The following is a 21,051-nucleotide window of genomic DNA, read 5'->3' on the forward strand; positions in this document are numbered from 1 at the left end:
CCGTCTTTCCTCTTTCGGGCCTGTCAGAAACTGTCCTTGCGGCGACGGATCTCGGCAAAGACCTCCGCATCGCTTGCGTCCGCCATGCCGAGGCTGGCGCGGACCGCCGGGTCGGCGGCGCGCAGGAAGGGGTTGGTGGCGCGCTCCGCCGCCATGGTCGTCGGCAGGGTGGGCAGACCCTTTTCGCGCAGTCCCTCGACCTCGCTGGCACGCGCGGCGAGCGCGTTGTTGTCGGGGTCGATGGTGAGCGCGAAACGGGCGTTGGAGAGCGTGTATTCGTGGCCGCAATAGATCCGCGTGTCGTCCGGCAACAGGCGGGCGAGCTTGTCCATCGAGGCCCACATCATTGCCGGGTCGCCTTCGAAAATGCGGCCGCAGCCAAGCGAGAACAGCGTGTCGCCGGTATGGGCGAAACCGATCGCCGGCGCCCACCAGGAAATCTGGTCGAGCGTGTGGCCGGGCGTTGCGATGGCCTTGAATTCGAGTCCGCCGATGACGACCTTGTCGCCGTCGGCAACGCCCTCGTCGACACCCTCGATGTCTGCCCGCGACAGGTCCGGGCCGATCACCTTCGCGCCGGTCCCGGCCTTCAGCTTCGAAAGCCCCTGGACGTGGTCCCAGTGGTGGTGGGTGACAAGGATATGGGTCAGCCGCCAGCCGGTTTCCTTCAGGACGGCCAGATACGGGTCCGCGTCCGGCACATCGATGGCGATCGTCGCGCCGCCGCCCTCGCCGGGCAGATGCAGGATCACGCCGAAATTGTCGTCGAGACAGGAAAACTGCCGAATATCGACGGTCGGGTTGGTGTCGCTCATCGTCTGTCCTCGTCCGCTGCCCGGGTCTTGTCGGGGCATGGTTAGCATCTTTCGCAGAACGATGGCAGGTGCGGGAACGTTCCCTCCGGCGGCCCGGTCAGCGGCTTCGCGTCGTGCCGCGCTCGATGAAAGCCGCCTCCAGGCGCAGCAGTCCGGGCGGCGCGTCCGGGTCGGCCAGGCGGCGTTCCAGGTGGGCAACGGCCGCCTCGGCCATCTTTTCCGGATCCTGGCGGAAGGTGGTGAGCCGGTAGGCGTCCCAGGCGGCCTCGGGGATGTCGTCGAAACCGATCACGGCGACATCATCCGGGATGCGCAGGCCGTAACGGTTGCGTGCCCGGTCGATCAGGCCGATCGCCATCAGGTCGTTGACGCAGAAGACCGCGTCTGGCCGGTCTCCCCGGTCCAGCCGGTCGAACAGTGCGTCGGCGGCCGCCTGGCCGCCGGCATAGGTGGCATCGCGTTCATGAGCGGCGGCGACCGTCATGCCGAGGGCGCGCGCTTCCCCGGTGAAAGCCTCCTCGCGCTCGGCCAGGCTCGGGGTGGCGCGGGCGACGCCGGCAAGCGCCAGATGCCGGTGGCCGCGCTCGACAAGGATCCGCGCGGCCATGCGTGCCGCGCCGGAATTGTCGATGCGCACGTGGTCGCAATCGGTTTCGGCGCGGCCGATCATGATCAGCGGCTGGCCGTTGCGGCGGGCCAGATCGACGAAGGTGGCGGGCGGCGAACCGGACAGGATGATCGTCGCCTCGGCGCGGTAACCGAACAGCGCCGCCTGGGCGGCGTGCAGCTCCTGTTCCAGGCTGCCGGTGTTGATCACCAGCGGCACGCTGCCGCGCAGCACCAGCGCCCGGGTCAGGGCCGAGACGAGATGGGCGCGAAAGCCCACTTCCGGTTTCGTGACGACGAGACCGACCAGGCGGCTGCGATTGGCGAGCAACCCGCGCGCCAGGTCGTTGACGTGATAGCCGAGCTCCAGCGCGGCCTGCATCACCTTGTCGCGCGTTTCCGGTGCGATGCTGGCGCCGGGGGTGAAGGCGCGCGACACGGCCGAACGCGACACGCCGGCCTTCTTCGCCACTTCCTGCGCGCTGGCGAAGCGGCGCGCAGCAGTGTTTTTCTCGCTTTTTTCGCGTTTCAATGGCCGACCTTCGACAGCACGTCGGATTTGAGGAACCGTTCGACGACAAGCATGAAAACAATGGACGGCACAAGGAGCAACAGCGCGGTGATGGATGCAACCTGATAATTTCCGCCGGCTCCGGCGGTGTAGAGCAGCAGCGGCAGCAGGTTGACGTCCGGCGCGCCGACGAAATAGCTGCCGGTGAACTCGTCGAGCGATTCCAGGAAGACGAAGACGGCGCTGGCGAGCAGCCCGGGCGCGGCAAGCGGCAGGGTCACGTCGCGAAAGCTGCGCAAGGCGCCGGCGCCGAGTGAGCGGGCCGCCTCCTCCAGTTCCCTGTCGACGGCGGAAAAGGCGGCGGTCGCGATCCACACGGCATAAACAAGCCCGTGGGTCACATGCACCAGCACCACGCCGGCGACCGTTCCGTTGAGGCCGATCTGGTAGAAGAGCCGGGCGATGTTGACGTAGACCGGCAGGTTGGGAAAGGCCTGCGGGATCAGGAAGGCGAGCAGGACGAGCGCCCGGAACGGCAGTTTCAGCCGGGCGAGCGCATAGCCGGCAGGAACCGCCAGCGCCAGCGCCAGGACCACCGTGAGGCTCGCCACCAGCACGCTGTTGGCCAGCGATTCCATGGCATTGCCGCGCGGCGAGAAGACCTTTGCCCAGTAGCTGACGCCGTATTCGAGCGGCAGGGTATGGGGGAAATACCAGCGTTCGGCGACGGTCCACAGAACGAGATTGGCGAGCGGCCCGAAGATGATGAAGGCCAGCAGCCCCAGCGCTAGGGCGCGCGGGATCCACCACAGGCCGGAGAGCGAAACGGCGAGGAGGTCGGGCGATGCCGTCGCCGGGCGGTGATCGGCGGTCATCCGCGGTCCCTCATGCTCTGGCGCAGGTAGAACCAGGCGACGCAGGCGGTCGCGGCGAGCGAGATCAGGCCGAGCGCGTTGGCAACGCCGTAGTCGCCGTAGGCGTTGATGCGGAAGGCGATGTCTGCGGTCAGCATGGTCGGCGACTGGGCGTTGATCATCAGCGGCACGGACAGCACCGACATCATCGTGACGAAGGAGAGCACCAGGGCGACCATCAGCGTGCGGGCCACCTGCGGCACCAGGATCTCGACCAGGATACGCAGCCGGGAGGCGCCGAGATTGCGCGCTGCCTCGATCGTGCCGCGGTCAACGGACGCCATGGCGCCGGCAAGCAGCAGGGTGACGAAGGGGGTCTGCTTCCAGACGAAGGCGATGACGATGCCGCGCCAGTCGAGGAAGCTGATCGCCTGCAGCGGGGTGATCAGTCCGGCGCCGACGAGAATGTTGTTCATCAACCCGTTCTTTGCGAGGAAGGTGCGCAGGACCTGGCCGACGACGATGAAGGGAATGAACAGCGGCCAGCGGTAGAGCCAGCGCAGGATGGCGACGGCGCGCGGGTTCTCGCCAAGCGTCAGGTAGCCGCCGATGGTGATCGAGACGAGGCCGATCAGGCAGGTCGACAGGCTGACGATCACCAGCGTGAAAAGGATGTCGGACCTGTAGAGGGCGAAGGACTTGACGAAATTGTCGAGGCCGAACCCGGTTTTCGTCTCGAAGGCGCCGGCGACCGAGAGGGCGAGCGGCAGCACGAAGAGAAACAGGATCACCGTCAGCGCGGGCAGGACGAGAAGCAATCCGAGGAAGCGTCTTTGCATGGGGTCGTCCGGTCGGTGAGGGCCGCCCGGGGTGAACCGGGCGGCCCTTGTCTGCCGATGTGGCGGTCGGATCGCGGCGGTCAGGCCGGGATCAGTTGGTTGCCTTGGCCTCGTAGGCTTCCAGGATCGCGTTGTTGTAGGGGGCGATCGGGAAGGGCTTGCCATAGCTGGCGAGGTCTTCCGGGGTCACGTCGGTGAACAGCTTGTTCCAGGTGTCCGCGTCGAGTTCGGCCTGGACATGCTGCGCGTCGATGCCCGGATACCAGTTGAAGCGCTTGACGATGCCTTCCGCCTGCACCTTCGGGCTGGTGGCGAGCTCGACGAACTTCTCAGCGAGGTCCTTGTTGGCGGCCTTTTCCGGAATCACGTAGTGCATCGGTTGACCGGGCATGCCGGGCGCCGGCAGCACCAGCTTGAATTCCGGCGGCAGCTGGCCGTTCGCCTGCCAGGAGTAGAACATGTCCACCCAGACCGGACCGACGGCGATCTCGCCGCGCGACAGGAGGTCGAGCGTGCCGGCATTGCCGGGGGTGAGCGTGGCGTTCTGCGTGAACTCCTTGAGGCTGTCGAAGGCCGCATCCCACTTCTGCGTTTCGGCTTCCTCGAAGGGGCCGTTCATCAGCTTGGTGGCGTCGCCCTCGCCGAAGGCATAGATCCAGCCCATCACGAAGCTGACGCCCGAGGCGCCGCCCTTGATGCCGTTGTAGCCGAACTGCTTCGGGTTTTCCTTCGCCCAGGCGGCGAGTTCGGCGTAGCTCTTCGGCGGGTTGGGCACCAGCGCCGGGTTGTAGGCGAGCGCCGTCTGGCTGTTGAACATCGGCATCACATAGCCGGCGACCCTGGCGCCGAGCGCCATGTCGGCATTGCCGCGGGTGACCAGCTTGCCGGTGGAGATGTTGTCGCGATAGGCGGCGAGATAGCCGCCCTCGATCATCGGACCGATGAACTTTTCATGGGCGACGGCGACATCCGTATCCCAGGTCTCGCTGCCGGCCTGCTTTTGCGCCTCGAAGCGCTCGACGATCTTCTGCGAGCCGGCATCGCCCGGGCCGGTGCCGACCGCGCGGACCGTGTGGCCCGGGTTCTGCTCCTCGAAGAGCGGGCCGAGATACTCGTTGATGTAATCGACCATGTTCTGGTCGCCCGCCGTGATGACGGTCAGTTCAGCCGCCGCGACGGGCGTCGACGCGAGGCCCAGCGCCAGGGTCGCCGAAAGAAGTTTCCGCATGTCGGTTCTCCGCTTTGTAGTCACCAGGGTCAGTCAGGTCTGCGATGCTTCCAGGACGCGGCCGCGCGGACCATCGTGCAAGGAACCTTCTGGCCGGCCCGGAACGGTGTCCGGCCGGTCGAAGAGGAACAGCGCCGGGGCCGGGATGCGGATGCGCACCGCCGCGCCTTGCGCGAAGGGTTCGGGGCCGTCGACGAGCAGCGTCGCCTCGCCGACGCGGACCGAATGGCGCCAGGCGCCTCCCGGATAGCTTGCCGTCTCGACGCGACCGAAAAGCTCCAGAGCGCCGTCGGTTGTCGCGGTGTCGCCGTGCCCGGCGGCTGCCAGCTCGGCGCCCTCCGGGCGAAAGCGCGCCTCCAGCGGTCCGTCGGTGAGCGCGCGCCCGTCGCGCGGCAGGTCGGCCTGTGCATTGTCGGGGCCGCCGGCGATCAGCACCCTGTCGCCGGCAACCTGCCCGGCGAGGTCGACCCGGTTCTCCGCGCCCATGAAGGCGGCGACGAAGGAACTGGCCGGGCGGTTGTAGAGCGCTTGCGGGCTGCCCTGCTGGGCGATGCGTCCGCGATCGAGGATGACGATGCGGTCGGCCATCACCATCGCCTCCTCGCGGTCATGGGTGACATGCACCGCGGTGATGCCGAGACGCTTCTGCAGGGCGGAAATGTCGTGGCGCACTTTCAGGCGGATGCGCGCGTCAAGATTGGAGAGCGGCTCGTCGAGCAGCAGGATGCGCGGGTCGACGGCGAGCGCGCGGCCAAGGGCGACGCGCTGGCGCTGGCCGCCCGACAATGCGGCCGGCTTGCGGGAGCCAAGGCCGGAAAGACCCAGGAGGTCCTCCAGTTCGCCGACGCGGCGGGCGATCTCGGCTTTCGAGCGACCGCGCAGCTTCAACCCGTAGCCGATGTTCTGCGCGACGCTCATGTGTGGCCACAGGGCGTAGGACTGGAACACCAGCGCCATGTCGCGCTTGTCGGGTGGCTGGCGGGTGACGTCGCGGCCGGCGACTTTGATGCGGCCGGCCGAAGGCCTTGCGAAACCGGCGATGGCGCGCAGCAGGGTCGTCTTGCCGCAGCCCGAGGCGCCGAGCAGGGCAACGAACTCGCCCTCCCCGATGGCGAGGTCCAGCCCGTCGAGCACCGTCGTTGCGCCGTATCCGGCCGAAAGTCCGGCAATGTCGAGGAAGCCCTGGTTCATCAGATCCGTTCCTTGCACAGCTGTGCAACCGAAGACGCAAACGCCTCAATCCCCGCGACGAAACGCAACATCCGACCTCCCGTGCCAAGGGGATGCCCTGACGGGAGACCGGTTGCGGCGCCGGTCGCGGGACGAGTGATAGGGGGCGTATGTAACGGCGGCATGACGGCGCAGGCCGGGGCGCGGATCCGAATATCGCAGGGCGCAAATTCGATAAAAAATCGTGCAATTTTTCGAAAATTCTTGCCGAAACCTGTCGAAAGCGGTTCGGGTTTTTCGGCGGACCCCGGGTCCGCGCAGGAGCTACCGCGCGCTTCTGGCCGCCATCGCCATGATGATCTCGTTGAGTTCCCCCTTTGCCGCCTCGATCGGGATTTCCCCGCGCGCGGCGGCATACGACAAGCCGTCGGCGGCCCCGAGCATCGCCCAGAAACCGGGCTGCCGGATCCCCTTGGCGCCAGTGAACGGGGCAAGCGCTTTTCGGCACTTCTCGATGAATGCCCGCTGATAGTCCTGCTTGACCGCTTCCAGTTCCGGGGAGCCGGCAAGCCCTGCGAGAACGCCCGGAATTTCGCGCCCCTGGGCAAGCACGCAATCGACATAGGAAGACGCGATGACCCTGGCCGTCGCCTCCAGCGTCGGCGCGGCGGCCTCGATCGCGGCGTCGATCACCTTTGTCTGGCGCGCATCGAAGTCCTGGTAGAGCGCGGTCAGCAGGCCGTTTCGCGTTCCGAAATGGTCATAGATCACCGGCTTGGTGACGCCGGCTTCGTCGGCCAGGCGCGGCAGTGTCAGGGCATCCGTGCCCTCCTCCCGCGCAAGCTGCCAGGCAACGTCGAGAAGCTGGCGGTACCGCTGATCGCGGCTGAGGCGAACACGCTTCGAGGCGGCCTGACGGTCATTCCGCATGCTTGACATCACTATATACCATTAGTAAGTTACCTCCAGTATATAGAGCCGCTTCTCCAAAAGCAACCATCCGCCGGCGTCCGTTCGGCGGCCGATGCAGCGTGCTCGCGCGCCGCACACAGAGGATTTGTACCCGATGACAGACATGACGCTTCCAGGCACCGAAAGCCGAAACGCCTGGCTGGGCCTTCTGGCTGTGCTTCCGCTCGTCCTTCTCGTCGCGATGGACGGCTCCATTCTCTATCTCGCCATGCCGCACGTGACCTCGGCGCTCACCCCGACGGCGGATCAGGCGCTCTGGATCCTCGACATCTATGGTTTCGTCGTCGGTTCGCTGCTGATCGCATTCGGCAACATCGGCGACCGCTACGGGCGGCTCAAGCTCATCATGACAGGTGCGGTGATCTTCGGCGCAGGGTCGCTTGCCGCGGCATGGTCGCACTCGCCATTGATGCTGATTGCCGCGCGGGCACTCATGGGGCTCGGAGGGGCGACGCTGTTGCCGGCCGGGCTTGCCATCGTCAGTGCCCTGTTCCCGGACCCGCGCCTGCGCGCGCGGGCCATCGGCATTTTCGCAGCCACCTTCGCGGCCGGCTTCGCCGTCGGACCGCTCATCGGCGGCATGTTGCTGCGACAATTCGAGTGGGGCGTTGTCTTCCTCATCAATGTCCCCGTCGTGCTCGCCTTCCTGCTTGCCGCGCCGATCCTGCTGCGCGAGGTGCGCTCGACGACCCGCGGCCGGATCGACCTGCCGAGCCTTTTGTTGTCGTTCCTCGGCATCCTGTTGTTCACCTGGTCGCTCAAGACGGCGGCCGCCGAGGGATTATCGGCAGCGCAATCGGCGGGCGGACTTGTCGGTATCGTGGCTCTCACGGCCTTCCTGCGCCGCCAGACCCGCATTGACCACCCGCTGGTGGACCTCGGTCTGTTCCGTGACAGGGTCTTCTCGATTGCGATCCTGACCGGGTTCCTGTCGCTGGTCGTCTGGTCCGCCGCCAGCTTCCTGTCGGGCATGTACCTGCAGTCCGTGCTCGGTTTCGACGTGTTCACGACGGCGCTTCTGACGTTGCCGGGAGCCGTCGTGCTGACGATGACATGCGTGGGCACGGCGCGCATCGTGGAGTGGATCGGGCGCAAGGCGGCCCTCGTCGCGACCTATTTGCTCATCAGCGCAGGCGTGTCGATGTTGTTGTTCACGAGCACCGAGGCAGGTGTCGTGGCCTTCATCGCTTCCACGATTGTTGCCGGCATCGGCTACGGCCTGTCGTTCAGCCTGGTTGCCGAGGTTGCGGTATCCGCGGTTCCGGCCGAACGGGCAGGCGCTGCCGGGTCCCTTGCCGAAACCAGCAATGAGCTGGGAAACGCGTTGGGCATAACCCTGCTTGGATCGCTGGCCGCCCTCAGTTTCCGGCTGCTTGGCCCGGGGGTGGCCGGAACGCTCGACGAAACGCTCGACCATGCAGGCATCACCCCGCAGGTTGCCGAGCAGGCCAGGGAGGCGTTTGTTGCAGGAATGCACATCGTCGTCGGTGTGAGCGGGCTGCTCACCCTTGTTGCCGGCATTGTTGCCTGGCTCTGGCTGCCGCGGACGCTACCGTAATGACAATCCACGAGGCGGGCCGCACGGGAGTGCGGTCCGGCAGTCGACGTTTTCGAGGAAGTGGGCGGTTTCTTCGAGAATCCACGACCTGAACGCGGCGATCTTTGGTTGGGCATGGCTCGCTGCAGGATAGACGAGATAGTAGGCGAATTCATCGAGGAGGACGGTATCTGCAAGTCGCATGAGGCGGCCCTCCCTGAGCTCCGTCTCAATCATTGCGGCGGGCAAAAGGCCTGCGTCTTGCCCACTCAGCACGGCTTTGAGAAGGAGACCCGAATCGTCGAACGATGGACCGCGAGGCGCCGGGACGCTCTCGACACCTTGCGATTGGAACCAAAGATGCCACCCCTTCCGTTCGGCCTTGTGCGGCAAACGGTCTTGCCGGCTTCAAACCAACCTGGGGCCGCGTCGGCCGCCGCGGCGTTTTCGAGCTTGCCGCGACTTTGGATCACGTTGGCCCGATGGCGCGTAGCGCGAGGGACTGCGCCCTGCTTCTGTCAGCCATCGCGATGATGATCTCGTTGAGTTCCGCCTTTGCCGCCTCGATCGGGACTTCCCCGCGCGCGGCGGCATACGACAAGTCGTCGGCGGCACCGAGCATCACCCGGAAACCGGGCTGCCGGATCCCCTTCGTGCCGCTGAAAGGGGCAAGCGCCCTTCGGCGGTTCTCTACAGTATCCCGAAAGCGGACGCACTCATCAGCGGGGAATGTCCGCAGTTGGCCAACAAGTTCAATTTGCTACGCCCTTGCGGATACCATCGATCATCGCGCCACAACCTTCTGCTGCCAACTCAATCTCCGCCGATCAGGCCTGTACCGGCGAAGAGCATGATCCAGACCTTCATCCGCATGATCAGTGCCTTTTCCAGCGCCCACGCCTGGATGATGCCACCCAGGAAGGTGCCCTGGAGCGAGCCGGAAATGTGGGTTGTGTAGGCCTGGACCAGGCATCTGGCGCCATCGACCAGCAGAGCGTTCTGTTCCGGATATTCGAGCCGGACATGCACGACCAGATCGCCGGGGCCACGACGGTCCGACGGCTGCATCAGGACGCCGGTCGGACCGATCTGACCGGTTGCGATAACGCCCTGGATGCGGACAATACGCGCCGCCAACACCGTGTTCGCCATGCTGCTGTTGATGTTGTTTTCGCAGGCAACCTCCGCCGGCATGCCGACATGCAGAACCGCGCTGTTGGTTTGGCTGAAGCCAGCGACGATTTCGATCGGATCGGTGTCGTCGCGGTCCGGCACGATGACCATCGCCGGATTGACCGAGAACTGTGCGGCGCGGGCACCGACATTCAACGAAAGCTGCTCGATCCGGCCATTGACCGCCGAATAGACCCTGGTCTTGTCGAGATTGACCTTGGCCTGATCGAGGGCTGCTTCAGCAGACGTCAGCTCGGCGGGCAGAACCTGATCGAGCTGTACCTGCAGCGCCTCCATCTTGGAGCTGGCGGCGTTCACATTGGCGGCGGCCTGCTCCTGTGCGGCCTTTGCGTTCTCGTACCTGTTCAGCGTGTAGGCGGGCGACTTCTTGTCCTTGAGGTCCTGCTGTTCCGACAGGATCAGGTTGGCGTTGTCGAGAGCCGCCTTCTCCCTGGCGAGATCGGCCGCGGCTGCCTTGATCTGCGCCTTGACAACATCGATTTGGCTGTTGACTTCGCCGACCGCGGCCTGGGCGGTCGCGACCGCCGCCTTTTCGCTGTTGTCGTCGACCGTGAAGAGGAGATCACCGGCCTTGACCGTCTCACCGGCCTTGACTGCCACCTCGGTAACCGTGCCGCCGCGTTCGGTGACGATCGGCACGACACGGTAGGGGATCAGCGCATTTGGGGTGTCCGGATGATAATACTCGACCGTGAAGATCAGCGCGACGAACAGCACAATCCAGACGAACAGCGCGCGGTGGACGTTGTAGAGCGTCACGGGGCGGCCCCGCCAGCGCAGATAGGCTATGCGCAGCAACAGTGGAAAGCAGGTGATCAGGAGCTCAATCATGCGCTTGCTCCTTTTTCCTCGACCGGTGCCTGCAGATTCGCAACGGCCTGTTCCGCTTTGGGGTGCTCTTTGGCAGCGGTCGTCTCATTGACAGGCGGCGCGTTCTCGCCGGCTGCTGTTTCCGGTTCCGGCAACGGCTCGTCCACGGCCGGTTCCGGCTTCATCCAAAGAACGACGTCATAGGCGAAGGCGGCAAAAATCAGGGTCAGCGGCAATAACAGGCTCACGTCTCGCAAGGGCGGCACCAGGTCATAGGCGAGACCGATCACCAGCATGGTCGGGATCGTGGTGCGGATCGGCGTCTTCGATCCCTTGTGCTCGGCGTAGCGGTCGAAAACGGCATAGAGGTAGATCACCAGTAACAAAACCAGCAGCAGCGTAATCAGCCCCGCGGTGGCAAAGCCGTCGCTGGCGCCAGGCGCGACCCAGGAATCCGGTGGCGGGTCCAGCGTCGGGGCCGTTGTCGACGTTGTGCTCATGAATTCTCCCATGCCGAATGCTCGATGACCGAGCGTCGCCGCGCGCATGATGACTGCAGGAATTATCGATTGAAACAAGAAATTGCGGTTCTGACCAAGGACACGCTGGCTTGAATTGGCTCTATGTCAGCATGACCCACACCTTCCTAGGCCGGGACCCTGCCCCAAACAACCGCAATGATGTTTGAAACGCACCGAGATTGCCGAAGGCCAATTGGTTCAAGTTTCGCGGATCACCCGAGCCTCGAGCGATGGCGAAGAAAACCACGCGGGCTTGAACCGGGCATGCCACACCTTGCAAGCCTCTGTTCGTGGATGATGGACGTTTCGGCAGCCATCGCTCTCAACGAAACGAAACTTGCCTGTTCCCTCCCGGCCCGATTAGGTCGCTAGACAGGGAACCTAGCTACAGTGTCTGGTGCAACAAGCGTTGTTGCCCAATGCAGATGTCAAAATGGCTAGTGAGACCGCTTGGTTCCGGTGGACGCCACCTATCAAAAGTGAAATTCATCAACGGACCAAGTTATTGAAATATTGGTGATCCCGACAGGATTCGAACCTGTGACCCTCAGATTAGGAATCTGATGCTCTATCCTGCTGAGCTACGGGACCATTGACGGTGCCGGTCGCGACCGGCCTGCATGTCGTTCGCGCTTGATAGCAAACTGGTGCGAAAAATCAATTTCAATAGGGTGGGCGCGGTGAGGTCGACGAGGCCGCCCCGCGCCCACCCTTTTGCTGCGGCGGGTGTGCAGGCAACCCGGCCCGGCGCTGTCGTCCCTTTCGCGTCTTGCGGCATTGGAGGTTTTCGAATCCGCAGAGGCCTGTAACCTTTCGGACACTGAAACCTGCCTTTGCAGTTTCACCGGCTACAGCACAACACCTGGTTGTTGTAGAGTGCGCGGATCGAAGACAGTATCGGGCCGCACGGTCTGCAAGCCACACGGCAAACGGGTGGCAGGGCGACGTGCCTATCAGAGGGGTTCGGGAAGCGTGGCGAGACGGGTTCGCGATCTCCGAGCGACAGGATCGAACCGGAGACGGCTTTGCGTTTCGCCGGAGCGTGTCCGGCGTCCGGAACCATATCCCGACGAGGCGAGATAATGGACCGGCTGGACGCCATTCCCGCGGACGCAACCGGCATTCTGGACAGTAACCGCAGCCTCGTCGCGGCGCTTGACTGTCTCCCCCAACCTGCCTGGATCTTCGACAGGTCGGGCCGCTACGTCTTCCAGAACCGGATCGACCGGGAAACCCACGGCGATGCAACGGGCCTGTTGCCGAGCGAGGCGGGCCTGGGGCCGGATGATGGCCGCGAATGGACGGCGATGCATCTGCGGGTCATCGCCGGCGAGCGGGTTCACTACAGCCGCGAGATGGCGACCTCGCGTGGCCGCGTGGTGTCCGAGACGTCCATCGAACCGATCGTTCTGGACGGGGTGATTGTCGGGGGCGTCGGCGTGTCCGTCGACCAGACCGAACGAAGCGATGCCGTCCGCCGGCTCAACGAAACGCATCAGCGTCTTCAGGATTTCGTCGCGGTCTCGTCCGACTGGGTGTGGGAGACCGATGCAGAACACCGGTTCACCAGCATCATGGGCAACCGGGCGCGGGTGGGGGGCGACTTCAGCGACTGGCTGGGCCGAACGCGCTGGGAGATTGCCGGCGCGGATCCGGCCACCGACCCCTTGTGGCAGGGCTATGCGGATACCGTCGCGCGGCGCCAGCCTATCGTCAATTTCGTGTTTCCCGCCATTCGCACCCACGCCGGTCCGGCGTGGGTGGAGACCAACGGCCTCCCGCGATACGGGGCTGACGGCGCGTTCCTCGGCTACCGGGGGGTTACACGTGACGTCACCATGCGCGAACGCCTGGCCGAGCAGCTCAGGCGCTCGGACATCGTCATCCAGGCGACCAACAACGCCGTGGTGGTCTGCGACCGGGACGGTCTCGTGCAATGGGTCAACCCGGCGTTTGTCCGCCTGACCGGTTTCCGTCCCGAGGATGTTTTCGGCCGGAGGCCGGGTGATGTTCTTGAATGCCCGGAGACCGACCGGCATACGGCGGAAGAAGTTCGCGAGGCGGTGGATGCCGGGCGCGCGATCCGCACCCAGATCCTCAACCGGTCCCGCGACGGCAGGCGCTTCTGGCTGGATGTGGACATCCGTCCGATCCACGCTGCCGACGGCACGCTTGAAGGCTTTATCAGCGTTCAGAGCGATGTCACCGAGCTCATCGAAACGCAGGCGCGCACACGCGCGCTGGTGGAAAATGTTGCCGCAGGTATCGTGCGTCATGACGCAGCCGGCACCATCATCAGCGCCAATGCCGAAGCTTGCCGGCTGCTCGACCTCTCCGAGAGCGAGGTGATCGGGAGAAAAATAACGGATCCGCGCTGGCAGACGGTCTTTCCGGATGGTCGGCCGTGTCCCGTGGAGAGCCTGCCCGGGTCGATCGTGATGCGTACCGGCAAACCGGTGCGGGACGAAATCATGGGCATCCGGCTGGCGGATGGAAAGACGCGCTGGATCCGGGTGAATGCGCAGCTGGTTTCGTCTTCCTTTTCCGATGACCTGGAGATGATCGTCAGTTTCGTCGATGTGACGCAGGACGAGGAGCAGCGCCGGGCGCTGGAGGAGGCAAGGGAGCTGCTGCACGATATTATCGAGACCATCCCCGACGCGATTGCCGCTTATGATCACGATGACCGGTTGATCCTGTTCAATCAGGCCTATCGGGATTTCTACAATCGCTGTTCCGGTGTCATCCGCGAGGGCGCCCGGTTCGAGGACATCCTGCGCCACGGCGTGTCCGTCGGCCAGTATGCCGGGGTCGGGGTGACGGCGCAGGAGAAGGAAGCCTGGATGAAGGAACGGCTCGCCATCCACCGCGATCCGCCGTCCAGTCCGAGCATCCAGTTCCTTTCGGAAGGGCGTTGGCTGCTGGTCAATGAAAGGCGCTCGCAAAGCGGGGTCATCGTCGGCGCGCGCACCGACATCACGGCGCTGAAGCAGGCGGAACTGGCGATCCGCCGCACCGCCGAGACGGACGGACTGACGCAGCTTGCCAACCGCTCGGTGATGATGCGCGAACTTGATGCGGCGCTGTCCGGCGACCGCGCTCGCGACCGGTTCGGTGCGTTCATCATCATCGACCTCGATCATTTCAAGCTGGTCAACGATACGCTCGGCCATGATGTGGGGGACACGTTGCTGGTGACGGTCGCGCGCCGTCTTCTGCGTCATGTGCGGCGCAGCGATGTGGTCGCCAGGCTCGGCGGCGACGAATTCGCGGTGTTGCTGACCGGCCTTGGCGACGAACTGTCGATCGAACGGATGGTCCAGAAACTCCACAAGGCGCTGACCGCCCGCGTCCATCTCGGCGGGCGGATGATCCGCCCCGGAATCTCGATGGGAATCACGATGTTTCCCACCGATGGCGACACGGCGACCGATCTGGTCAAGAACGCCGATATCGCGCTCTACCAGTCGAAGGCGCGGGGACGCAACGACTGGACGATGTTCAATCCGCAACTGCGCCGCCGGCTGGAGCGGCGCCACGAAATCAGCGATGCGCTGCGGGCCGCGATTGCCGCGAACGACATCACCGTCGCCTTTCAGCCGTTGCTTGAACTCGCCGGCAGGCGGGTCGTCGGCTTCGAGGTTCTCGCCCGCTGGCAGCACCGGGGCGAGGCGATCAGCCCGGCCGAATTCGTCGGCATCGCCGAGGATATCGGGCTTGGTGGCCTGCTGGGCCGGTCGATCATGGAGAAGGCTTTCGCCGCGGTTGCGCGATCGCTTGCCGAAGGGCACGATCCCGGCCATATCGCGATCAACCTGGCGACGTCGCAGCTGAAGGACGGGGAATTCCCGCAAGAGGTTGCCGAAGCGCTCCACAGACACGGGCTGTCGAGCGACCGGCTCGAGTTCGAGGTGACCGAGAGCGTGCTGCTCGACCGCGCGGCCGAACGGGTCGCCGAGACGCTGAACCAGCTCAGAGGCATGGGCATCAGCCTGTCGCTTGACGATTTCGGCACGGGCTACGCCTCGCTCACCCATCTCAAGCGCTTCCCGGTTTCACGGCTGAAAATCGACCAGTCCTTCGTTCGCAATATCGGCATTGCCGATGATGACGCCGCGATCGTGCAGACCATTGTCAGCCTGGCGCACAGCCTTGGCATGACGGCGGTCGCCGAGGGTGTCGAAACGGTGGAGCAGATGCGGGTTCTGGAGGCGTTCGGTTGCGACATCGCTCAGGGCTATCTGATCGGACGCCCCTCGCCGCAACTGGCCTGGGCCCCGCAAGAGCATCTGCAGCCGCTGGTATCCGGCCAGTCTGCCTGAAGCGCCTGCCCGAAATGCCTGCCGTGGTGCCTGAACATGGCGCGCAACAGAGGCACGATTCCGGCTGATGCGGCTTCGCCCTGGGACCGGCGCCCAAAGGCCCGGGAAACACTGTCGGAAGAGATGATCTGGAGCGGGCGATGGGATTCGAACCCACGACCCCAACCTTGGCAAGGTTGTGCTCTACCCCTGAGCTACGCCCGCGTCCACTGGTGGCAGCCGGTCGGGACCGGCGCCTGAGGTGGGCTGTATATGGACCAAGGCGAAGCGGATTGCAACAGTGTTTTTTGCCTTCGCCAGAAAGCTCGCCGGCTGTGGATCGACAGTGGATTTATCCCCTTGCGGCGCGGCTTTCAGGGCCCTGACTTGTGCCCCCGCCATCGCCTCGGCTAGGGTCCGCGTCCGACGCCTTTTCATCGCCTTGCCGGCGGCAAGCCGGCGATGCGACAGACAGATCAGGACCCCCGATGCCCGCCAGCCGCGAAGATCTTTTCGCCTTCCTCTCCGCGTCCGGAATCTCGGTTTCGACGCGGGACCATCCCGCAGTCTTCACAGTCGCCGAATCGACCGCGATTCATGAGGAGATTGCAGGGGGCCACACCAAGAACCTCTTCCTGAAGGACAAGAAGGGTTCGATTTTCCTTGTCGTCGCGCTGCATGATGCGGAGATCGACCTGAAGACCATTCACCAGAAGATCGGCGCGCAGGGACGGGTGTCCTTCGGCAAGCCGGACCTCCTGATGGAGGTGCTCGGGGTGGAGCCCGGTTCGGTCACGCCCTTTGCGCTGTTCAACGACCGCGAGGAACAGCGGGTGACCGCCGTTTTCGATGCGGCGATGATGGAGGTGGACCCGCTCAATTTCCATCCGCTGGAGAACACCGCGACGACGACGGTCACGCGCGACGGGCTGATCGCCTTCGCACGGGCATGCGGCCACGAGCCGCTGATCGTGGCGGTTTCGGGCAACTGACCCCGCAGACGCGCGCGGCGTTTGAATTTTGCTGCGCGTGCGCCCATGTTAGGCGCGAATTGGCGCGACAGGAATGCGCGACAGATGAACCGCAGACCGGCCAAGCGGCTTGAAGAACAGGCGCGTCACGCCCGGCAGGATGGCGACGCGCGCAATCGGGGACGATGAGCAATGAGCAATGACGGATACTCGGTCGGGGGCAGCTTCGGCGGATCCTTCGGTGGCGCAGGCTACGGATCGGGCCAGGCCTCCGGTCAGGCGCCCGGTCAGCCCGCCGCCCCCGCAGGTCAGCCCGCATCCGGGCTGATTGATCCGCAGGGCCAGGCGATGCCGGCATCCGGCGCCGAGCTGATCCGCGACGTGACCACCCAGAGCTTCATGAGCGACGTCATCGAGGCGTCCCGGCAACAGGTGGTGCTGGTCGATTTCTGGGCGCCGTGGTGCGGTCCCTGCAAGCAGCTGACGCCGATCCTGGAAAAGGTCGTGCGCGATGCGCGCGGCGCGGTGGTGCTGGCCAAGATGAACATCGACGAGCATCCGGAAGTTGCCGGCCAGCTCGGCATCCAGTCGATCCCCGCTGTCATCGCCTTCAAGAACGGCCAGCCTCTGGACGGCTTCATGGGAGCCCAGCAGGAGAGCCAGATCAAGGCCTTCATCGAGCGTGTCGCCGGACCGATCGGGCCGAGTGACGCGGAGCAGGTGCTGGGCGAGGCGGAGGCCGCGCGCGAGGCGGGCGATCTGGCGCGTGCCGCCCAGCTCTACGGGGCGGTGCTGTCGATGGAAGCGGAGAACGGGGCGGCGATCGGCGGGCTCGCGCAGTGCTATGTTGCGGCCGGCGCGCTCGACAAGGCCCGCGAGGTCCTCGATGCCGCACCCGAGCCGGCGGCCAAGGATCCCGCGGTCAGCGCCGCGCGGGCGGCGATCGACCTTGCCGAACAGGCCGAGGCGCTGGGCGACCTGACCGAACTGGAAACGCGCATCGCCGCCGACCCGGCCGACCATCAGGCGCGGTTCGACCTTGCCGTGGCGCTCGGGTCGGGCGCGGACCGCCAGCAGGCGGTCGACCATCTGATCGAGATCGTGCGCCGGGACCGGAGCTGGAACGAGGACGGGGCCCGCAAGCAGCTCCTGCAGTTCTTCGAGGCGTGGGGAGCCAAGGAGCCGGCGACCGGTTACGGCCGCCGCAAGCTCTCCGCCGTGCTGTTCAGCTGACAGGCAACCGGGTCGCCTGCTGTCGCGGCAGGCGGCCCGGTTTCGCACGCGGTGTCGCCGGACGGGTGGGCGCCGGCTGTCTCCTTTCCCATATAGACAGGAAAGGCCAGGGGCAGGTCCGTCCTGACGGCTGCCGCCTGCCGCACAGACCGCTTGGAGAGTGATCCCGCGATGCTTGCCGGAAACGCCACTTATTCTGCCCCGGACGATGTGCCGGTCACGGTGCCGCTGTTCCCGCTGACGGGCGCCGTGCTGCTGCCCAAGGCGCAGATGCCGCTCAACATTTTCGAGCCGCGTTATGTGGCGATGATCGATGCGGCGCTGAAGGGCGACCGTGTGGTGGGGATGATCCAGCCGGATTTCACCGTCAGCGGAACGACGGGTGACGAGACGCCGCCGCTCGTTTCCATCGGGTGTCTGGGTCGCATCGTCGCCTATCAGGAGACGGGCGACGGCCGCTATCTGGTGACGCTTACGGGCATTACCCGCTTCACCTTGATAGAAGAGCTGGAAACCGTCACCCCGTATCGGATCGGCCGGATATCGGTTGAGGATTTCACGGTGGATTTCGATACGGGACGCGGCGAGAGCGCTGTCGACCGGGAAGGCCTGGTCAAGGCGCTTCGCATCTATCTGGACGCCAATGACCTGGAGGCGGACTGGGAGAGCATCGACCGCGCGTCGACGGAGGTGCTTGTCAACGCCCTGTCGATGATGAGCCCCTACGGCCCGGCGGAAAAGCAGGCGCTGCTGGAAGCGCCCGACCTGCGCACGCGGGCGGAGACCCTGGTGGCGCTGACGGAAGTGGACCTTGCCCGGCGCGAGGGCGACGACGGCATGATCTTGCAATAGAGACGGCCGCGTGGCAGCTATCGGAACGATGGCATCCCGGAACGTGAACGACGATCCGGGACCGCCGGGCCCCAATGCCGGAGACCCTTGCCATGGCAACCGATACCGCTGCCGGAACCGGGAACGACAGCAAGCCCGAGGCAAAGCATGTGCTCGATCGCAAGCTTCTCGAGCTGCTGGTCTGTCCCTTGACCAAGACGACACTGGAATATGACGCCGAGCGCCAGGAACTGATCTCGCGGGCGGCCAAGCTCGCCTATCCGATTCGCGACGGCATCCCGATCATGCTCCCCGACGAGGCGCGCGCGCTTGAGGATGACGCCACGGCGTGAAGCCCGGCCCGCGCCCTGACCGGCGGGACGAACGATCAAGAAAGCCCGGCGCCGCAGGAACGGCGCCGGGCTTTTTGGTATGTTCGCGCGAGCGGTTGTCAGGCGCTCAAGGCGTCCAGTTCGGCGACGATGGCATCGCCCATTGCGGACGTGCTGATCGTGGCTTCGCCCTTGCCGGCGATGTCGCGGGTGCGCAGGCCCTTGTCGAGTGCCGCGGAGATCGCCTTTTCGAGCAGGTCGGCCTCGGCCACGAGCTCGAAGGAATAGCGCAGGCACATGGCGAAGCTGGCGATCATGGCGATCGGATTGGCCGCGCCCTGACCGGCAATGTCCGGGGCTGAACCATGCACCGGCTCGTAGAGTGCCTTGCGCTTGCCGGTTGCGGGATCGGGCGCGCCGAGCGAGGCGGAGGGCAGCATGCCGAGCGAGCCGGTGAGCATGGCCGCCACATCCGAGAGCATGTCGCCGAACAGGTTGTCGGTGACGATCACGTCGAACTGCTTGGGCCAGCGAACGAGCTGCATGCCGCCGGCATCGGCAAGCATGTGCTCCAGCGTGACGTCCTGGTAGCCGTCGGCATGGGCCTGGGTGACGACCTCGTTCCAGAGCACGCCGGACTTCATGACGTTGCGCTTCTCCATCGAGGTGACCTTGCCGCCACGGGTGCGGGCAAGCTCGAAGGCGGCGCGGGCGATGCGGTCGATCTCGTAGCTCTCGTAGACCTGGGTATCGACGGCGCGCTTCTGGCCGTTGCCGAGTTCGGTGATCTCCTTCGGCTCGCCGAAATAGACGCCGCCGGTGAGTTCGCGCAGGATCAGGATGTCGAGGCCCTCGACCACGTCGCGCTTCAGCGAAGAGGCGTCGGCAAGCGCGGGATAGCAGATCGCCGGGCGCAGGTTTGCGAAGAGCTGCATGTCCTTGCGCAGGCGCAGCAGGCCGGCCTCGGGGCGCACGTCATAGGGAACGCCGTCCCACTTCGGTCCGCCGACCGCGCCGAACAGAACCGCGTCCGCGGCCATCGCCTTGTCCATCGCGGCGTCGGAGATTGCCTTGCCATGGGCATCGTAGGCCGCACCGCCGACAAGATCCTCTTCCGTCTCGAAGCTGACCGTGCCGCGCGCGTTGAACCAGGCAAGGACCTTCTTCACCTCGACCATGATTTCCGGGCCGATGCCGTCGCCGGGCAGGAGAAGAAGCGTGTGGGTTGTCATGGGGCGTATCCTCGTTCGTTGGAAGCGTGAAACCTGTTTTCCGCTTCTGCTAGAGCCTCGCGATGCGGATGGCAAGCCGTTGCGGTGGCGCCTCGTCGCCGGTTACGGGGCGGCGAGCGTGTCGAGCGCGACATTGCCGCCGCAGACCAGCACGCCGACCCGTTCGCCCGGCGCAGGCCTGTAGGCACTGGAGGTGAGCGCGGCGAGCGCCGTCGCGCCGCCGGGTTCTGCAACCGTCTGCAGGTCGCGCCAGAGCCGCGTCTGCGCGTCGCGGATGGCATCGTCACTGACCAGAACGCTTGCCCCGATGCGTGTTGCGCAGATGGCGTGGACGAGGTCGCCGCAGCGTTTCGCGCCGAGACTGTCGGCAGCGAGACTGTCGACCGTGACGTCGACCGGAGCGCCGGCGGCAAGGGCCGCATGCAGGGCGCAGGACCCCTCCGGCTCGACGGCGACGACCTTGACCCGGCCCTCGAGCCACAGTGCGCAGCCGGAAATCAGCCCGCCGCCGCCGACGGCGATCAGCACCGTGTCGAGATCGGGCACCTGTTCCAGCCATTCCAGCGCCGTGGTGCCCTGTCCGGCGATGGTCTGTGCCGCATCGTAGGCGTGAATGTCCATCGCGCCGGTTTCGGCACGGTGCCGGGCGCAGGCCTCGGCCGCGTCGGCGTAGCGCGCGCCGCCCACATGCAGGCGCGCGCCCGCGGCGCGGATGCGGGCGATCTTGGCGGGCGAGGAGGTTTCCGGCACGAAAATGTCCGCCGGCAGCCCGAGCGTGCGGGCCGCATGAGCGACAGCGGCACCGTGATTGCCGCCGGAAGCGGCCGCGACGCCTGCTTCCGGCACGTCCGAGGACAGTAGCGTGTTGAAGGCGCCGCGGGCCTTGAATGAGCCGGAATGCTGCAGCTGTTCCAGTTTCAGCGAGACGGAGATGTCGAGCCCGAAGGACCCGGCACCGCTGTCGATCACCGGCGTGCGCCGGACATGGCCGGCGATCCGGCTGGCGGCGGCCTCGATGTCGGCGGGTGTCACCGGAAGGCCGGATTGCGGGGTCGGTAGGGTCATGGAAAGGATCCTTGATTCAGTCGGGGTCC

19 protein-coding genes, 2 tRNA genes and 1 pseudogene are annotated in these 21,051 nt (G+C 65.5%); 7 read left to right on the forward strand and 15 right to left on the reverse strand.

From position 1 onward, the window contains the following. Positions 1-23: 23 nt before the first annotated feature. The 7 genes from gloB to ACN0T5_RS02990 all read right to left on the reverse strand — a co-directional run bounded on the left by gloB (position 24) and on the right by ACN0T5_RS02990 (position 6,962). Entirely contained in the window at positions 24-815 is a 792-nt protein-coding gene (gene gloB / locus ACN0T5_RS02960; protein ID WP_417767127.1) for a hydroxyacylglutathione hydrolase, read from the reverse strand. Between the two features lie 97 nt (positions 816-912). Continuing rightward, a complete protein-coding gene (locus ACN0T5_RS02965) occupies positions 913-1,953 on the reverse strand; it encodes a LacI family DNA-binding transcriptional regulator (protein WP_417767128.1) in 1,041 nt (346 codons plus the stop codon). Further along, positions 1,950-2,807, reverse strand: coding sequence for an ABC transporter permease (locus tag ACN0T5_RS02970; RefSeq protein ID WP_417767129.1), 858 nt, complete (start codon positions 2,805-2,807; stop codon positions 1,950-1,952). Before ACN0T5_RS02970 ends, ACN0T5_RS02965 begins: the two co-directional genes overlap by 4 nt. Continuing rightward, positions 2,804-3,625 (reverse strand): ABC transporter permease, encoded by an 822-nt coding sequence (locus ACN0T5_RS02975; RefSeq protein WP_417767130.1) that lies wholly within the window; start codon positions 3,623-3,625, stop codon positions 2,804-2,806. Before ACN0T5_RS02975 ends, ACN0T5_RS02970 begins: the two co-directional genes overlap by 4 nt. A gap of 91 nt (positions 3,626-3,716) precedes the next feature. Then, complete coding sequence (locus tag ACN0T5_RS02980) at positions 3,717-4,853, reverse strand: extracellular solute-binding protein (protein WP_417767131.1); 1,137 nt, start codon at positions 4,851-4,853, stop codon at positions 3,717-3,719. 33 nt (positions 4,854-4,886) lie between these two features. Then, the gene (locus tag ACN0T5_RS02985; protein ID WP_417767132.1) at positions 4,887-6,044 is read right to left on the reverse strand and encodes an ABC transporter ATP-binding protein; all 1,158 of its coding nucleotides are present in this window, start codon (positions 6,042-6,044) and stop codon (positions 4,887-4,889) included. A 303-nt stretch (positions 6,045-6,347) separates the two neighbouring features. Further along, positions 6,348-6,962 carry a TetR/AcrR family transcriptional regulator gene (locus ACN0T5_RS02990; RefSeq protein WP_417767133.1) on the reverse strand — a complete coding sequence of 205 codons (615 nt, stop codon included), beginning with the start codon at positions 6,960-6,962 and terminating at the stop codon, positions 6,348-6,350. Between the two features lie 127 nt (positions 6,963-7,089). On the opposite strand from ACN0T5_RS02990, the gene ACN0T5_RS02995 reads away from it, so the two are divergent. Then, the gene (locus ACN0T5_RS02995; protein WP_417767134.1) at positions 7,090-8,553 is read left to right on the forward strand and encodes an MFS transporter; all 1,464 of its coding nucleotides are present in this window, start codon (positions 7,090-7,092) and stop codon (positions 8,551-8,553) included. Here ACN0T5_RS02995 and ACN0T5_RS03000 read toward each other — a convergent pair. Then, positions 8,545-8,925 (reverse strand): LysR substrate-binding domain-containing protein, encoded by a 381-nt coding sequence (locus ACN0T5_RS03000; protein ID WP_417767135.1) that lies wholly within the window; start codon positions 8,923-8,925, stop codon positions 8,545-8,547. The two genes, ACN0T5_RS02995 and ACN0T5_RS03000, sit on opposite strands and share 9 nt — an antisense overlap. Here ACN0T5_RS03000 and ACN0T5_RS03005 point away from each other — a divergent pair. Continuing rightward, positions 8,877-9,062, forward strand: a pseudogene (locus ACN0T5_RS03005) (amidase family protein); the annotation flags it as partial. The gene ACN0T5_RS03000 and the pseudogene ACN0T5_RS03005 overlap by 49 nt on opposite strands. Here ACN0T5_RS03005 and ACN0T5_RS03010 read toward each other — a convergent pair. From ACN0T5_RS03010 to ACN0T5_RS03025, 4 genes are all read right to left on the reverse strand, one after another. Then, complete coding sequence (locus ACN0T5_RS03010) at positions 9,002-9,154, reverse strand: hypothetical protein (RefSeq protein ID WP_417767157.1); 153 nt, start codon at positions 9,152-9,154, stop codon at positions 9,002-9,004. The pseudogene ACN0T5_RS03005 and the gene ACN0T5_RS03010 overlap by 61 nt on opposite strands. 191 nt (positions 9,155-9,345) lie before the next feature. Beyond that, positions 9,346-10,557 carry an HlyD family secretion protein gene (locus ACN0T5_RS03015; RefSeq protein WP_417767136.1) on the reverse strand — a complete coding sequence of 404 codons (1,212 nt, stop codon included), beginning with the start codon at positions 10,555-10,557 and terminating at the stop codon, positions 9,346-9,348. Next, positions 10,554-11,036 carry a hypothetical protein gene (locus ACN0T5_RS03020; protein WP_417767137.1) on the reverse strand — a complete coding sequence of 161 codons (483 nt, stop codon included), beginning with the start codon at positions 11,034-11,036 and terminating at the stop codon, positions 10,554-10,556. The genes ACN0T5_RS03015 and ACN0T5_RS03020 overlap by 4 nt, the downstream gene beginning before the upstream one ends. 535 nt (positions 11,037-11,571) lie before the next feature. Beyond that, positions 11,572-11,648, reverse strand: a tRNA-Arg gene (locus tag ACN0T5_RS03025). 491 nt (positions 11,649-12,139) lie between these two features. Between ACN0T5_RS03025 and ACN0T5_RS03030 the strand changes: the two genes are divergently transcribed. Further along, positions 12,140-15,379 (forward strand): EAL domain-containing protein, encoded by a 3,240-nt coding sequence (locus ACN0T5_RS03030; protein ID WP_417767138.1) that lies wholly within the window; start codon positions 12,140-12,142, stop codon positions 15,377-15,379. Between the two features lie 129 nt (positions 15,380-15,508). On the opposite strand, the gene ACN0T5_RS03035 is transcribed toward ACN0T5_RS03030, so the two are convergent. Continuing rightward, positions 15,509-15,583 (reverse strand) — tRNA-Gly (locus ACN0T5_RS03035). A 263-nt stretch (positions 15,584-15,846) separates the two neighbouring features. Between ACN0T5_RS03035 and ACN0T5_RS03040 the strand changes: the two genes are divergently transcribed. The 4 genes from ACN0T5_RS03040 (at position 15,847) to ACN0T5_RS03055 (ending at position 18,746) form a co-directional block, all read left to right on the forward strand. Further along, the gene (locus ACN0T5_RS03040) at positions 15,847-16,350 is read left to right on the forward strand and encodes a prolyl-tRNA synthetase associated domain-containing protein (RefSeq protein ID WP_417767139.1); all 504 of its coding nucleotides are present in this window, start codon (positions 15,847-15,849) and stop codon (positions 16,348-16,350) included. Positions 16,351-16,521: 171 nt separating this feature from the next. After that, positions 16,522-17,562 carry a thioredoxin gene (gene trxA, locus ACN0T5_RS03045; RefSeq protein WP_417767140.1) on the forward strand — a complete coding sequence of 347 codons (1,041 nt, stop codon included), beginning with the start codon at positions 16,522-16,524 and terminating at the stop codon, positions 17,560-17,562. A 171-nt stretch (positions 17,563-17,733) separates the two neighbouring features. Further along, positions 17,734-18,414 (forward strand): LON peptidase substrate-binding domain-containing protein, encoded by a 681-nt coding sequence (locus ACN0T5_RS03050; protein ID WP_417767141.1) that lies wholly within the window; start codon positions 17,734-17,736, stop codon positions 18,412-18,414. A 92-nt stretch (positions 18,415-18,506) separates the two neighbouring features. Beyond that, positions 18,507-18,746, forward strand: a complete 240-nt coding sequence (locus ACN0T5_RS03055) for a Trm112 family protein (RefSeq protein WP_417767142.1) — start codon at positions 18,507-18,509, stop codon at positions 18,744-18,746. A gap of 98 nt (positions 18,747-18,844) precedes the next feature. Here the strand turns inward: ACN0T5_RS03055 and leuB are convergent, their stop codons facing one another. Continuing rightward, positions 18,845-19,957 (reverse strand): 3-isopropylmalate dehydrogenase, encoded by a 1,113-nt coding sequence (gene leuB / locus ACN0T5_RS03060; protein ID WP_417767143.1) that lies wholly within the window; start codon positions 19,955-19,957, stop codon positions 18,845-18,847. A 102-nt stretch (positions 19,958-20,059) separates the two neighbouring features. Further along, on the reverse strand, positions 20,060-21,022 hold the full coding sequence (locus ACN0T5_RS03065; RefSeq protein WP_417767144.1) for a threonine/serine dehydratase: 963 nt from the start codon (positions 21,020-21,022) through the stop codon (positions 20,060-20,062). Positions 21,023-21,051: the final 29 nt, after the last annotated feature.

The organism is Stappia sp. (genome assembly GCF_048261845.1).
In the GTDB taxonomy this organism is placed as follows: Bacteria; Pseudomonadota; Alphaproteobacteria; order Rhizobiales; family Stappiaceae; genus Stappia.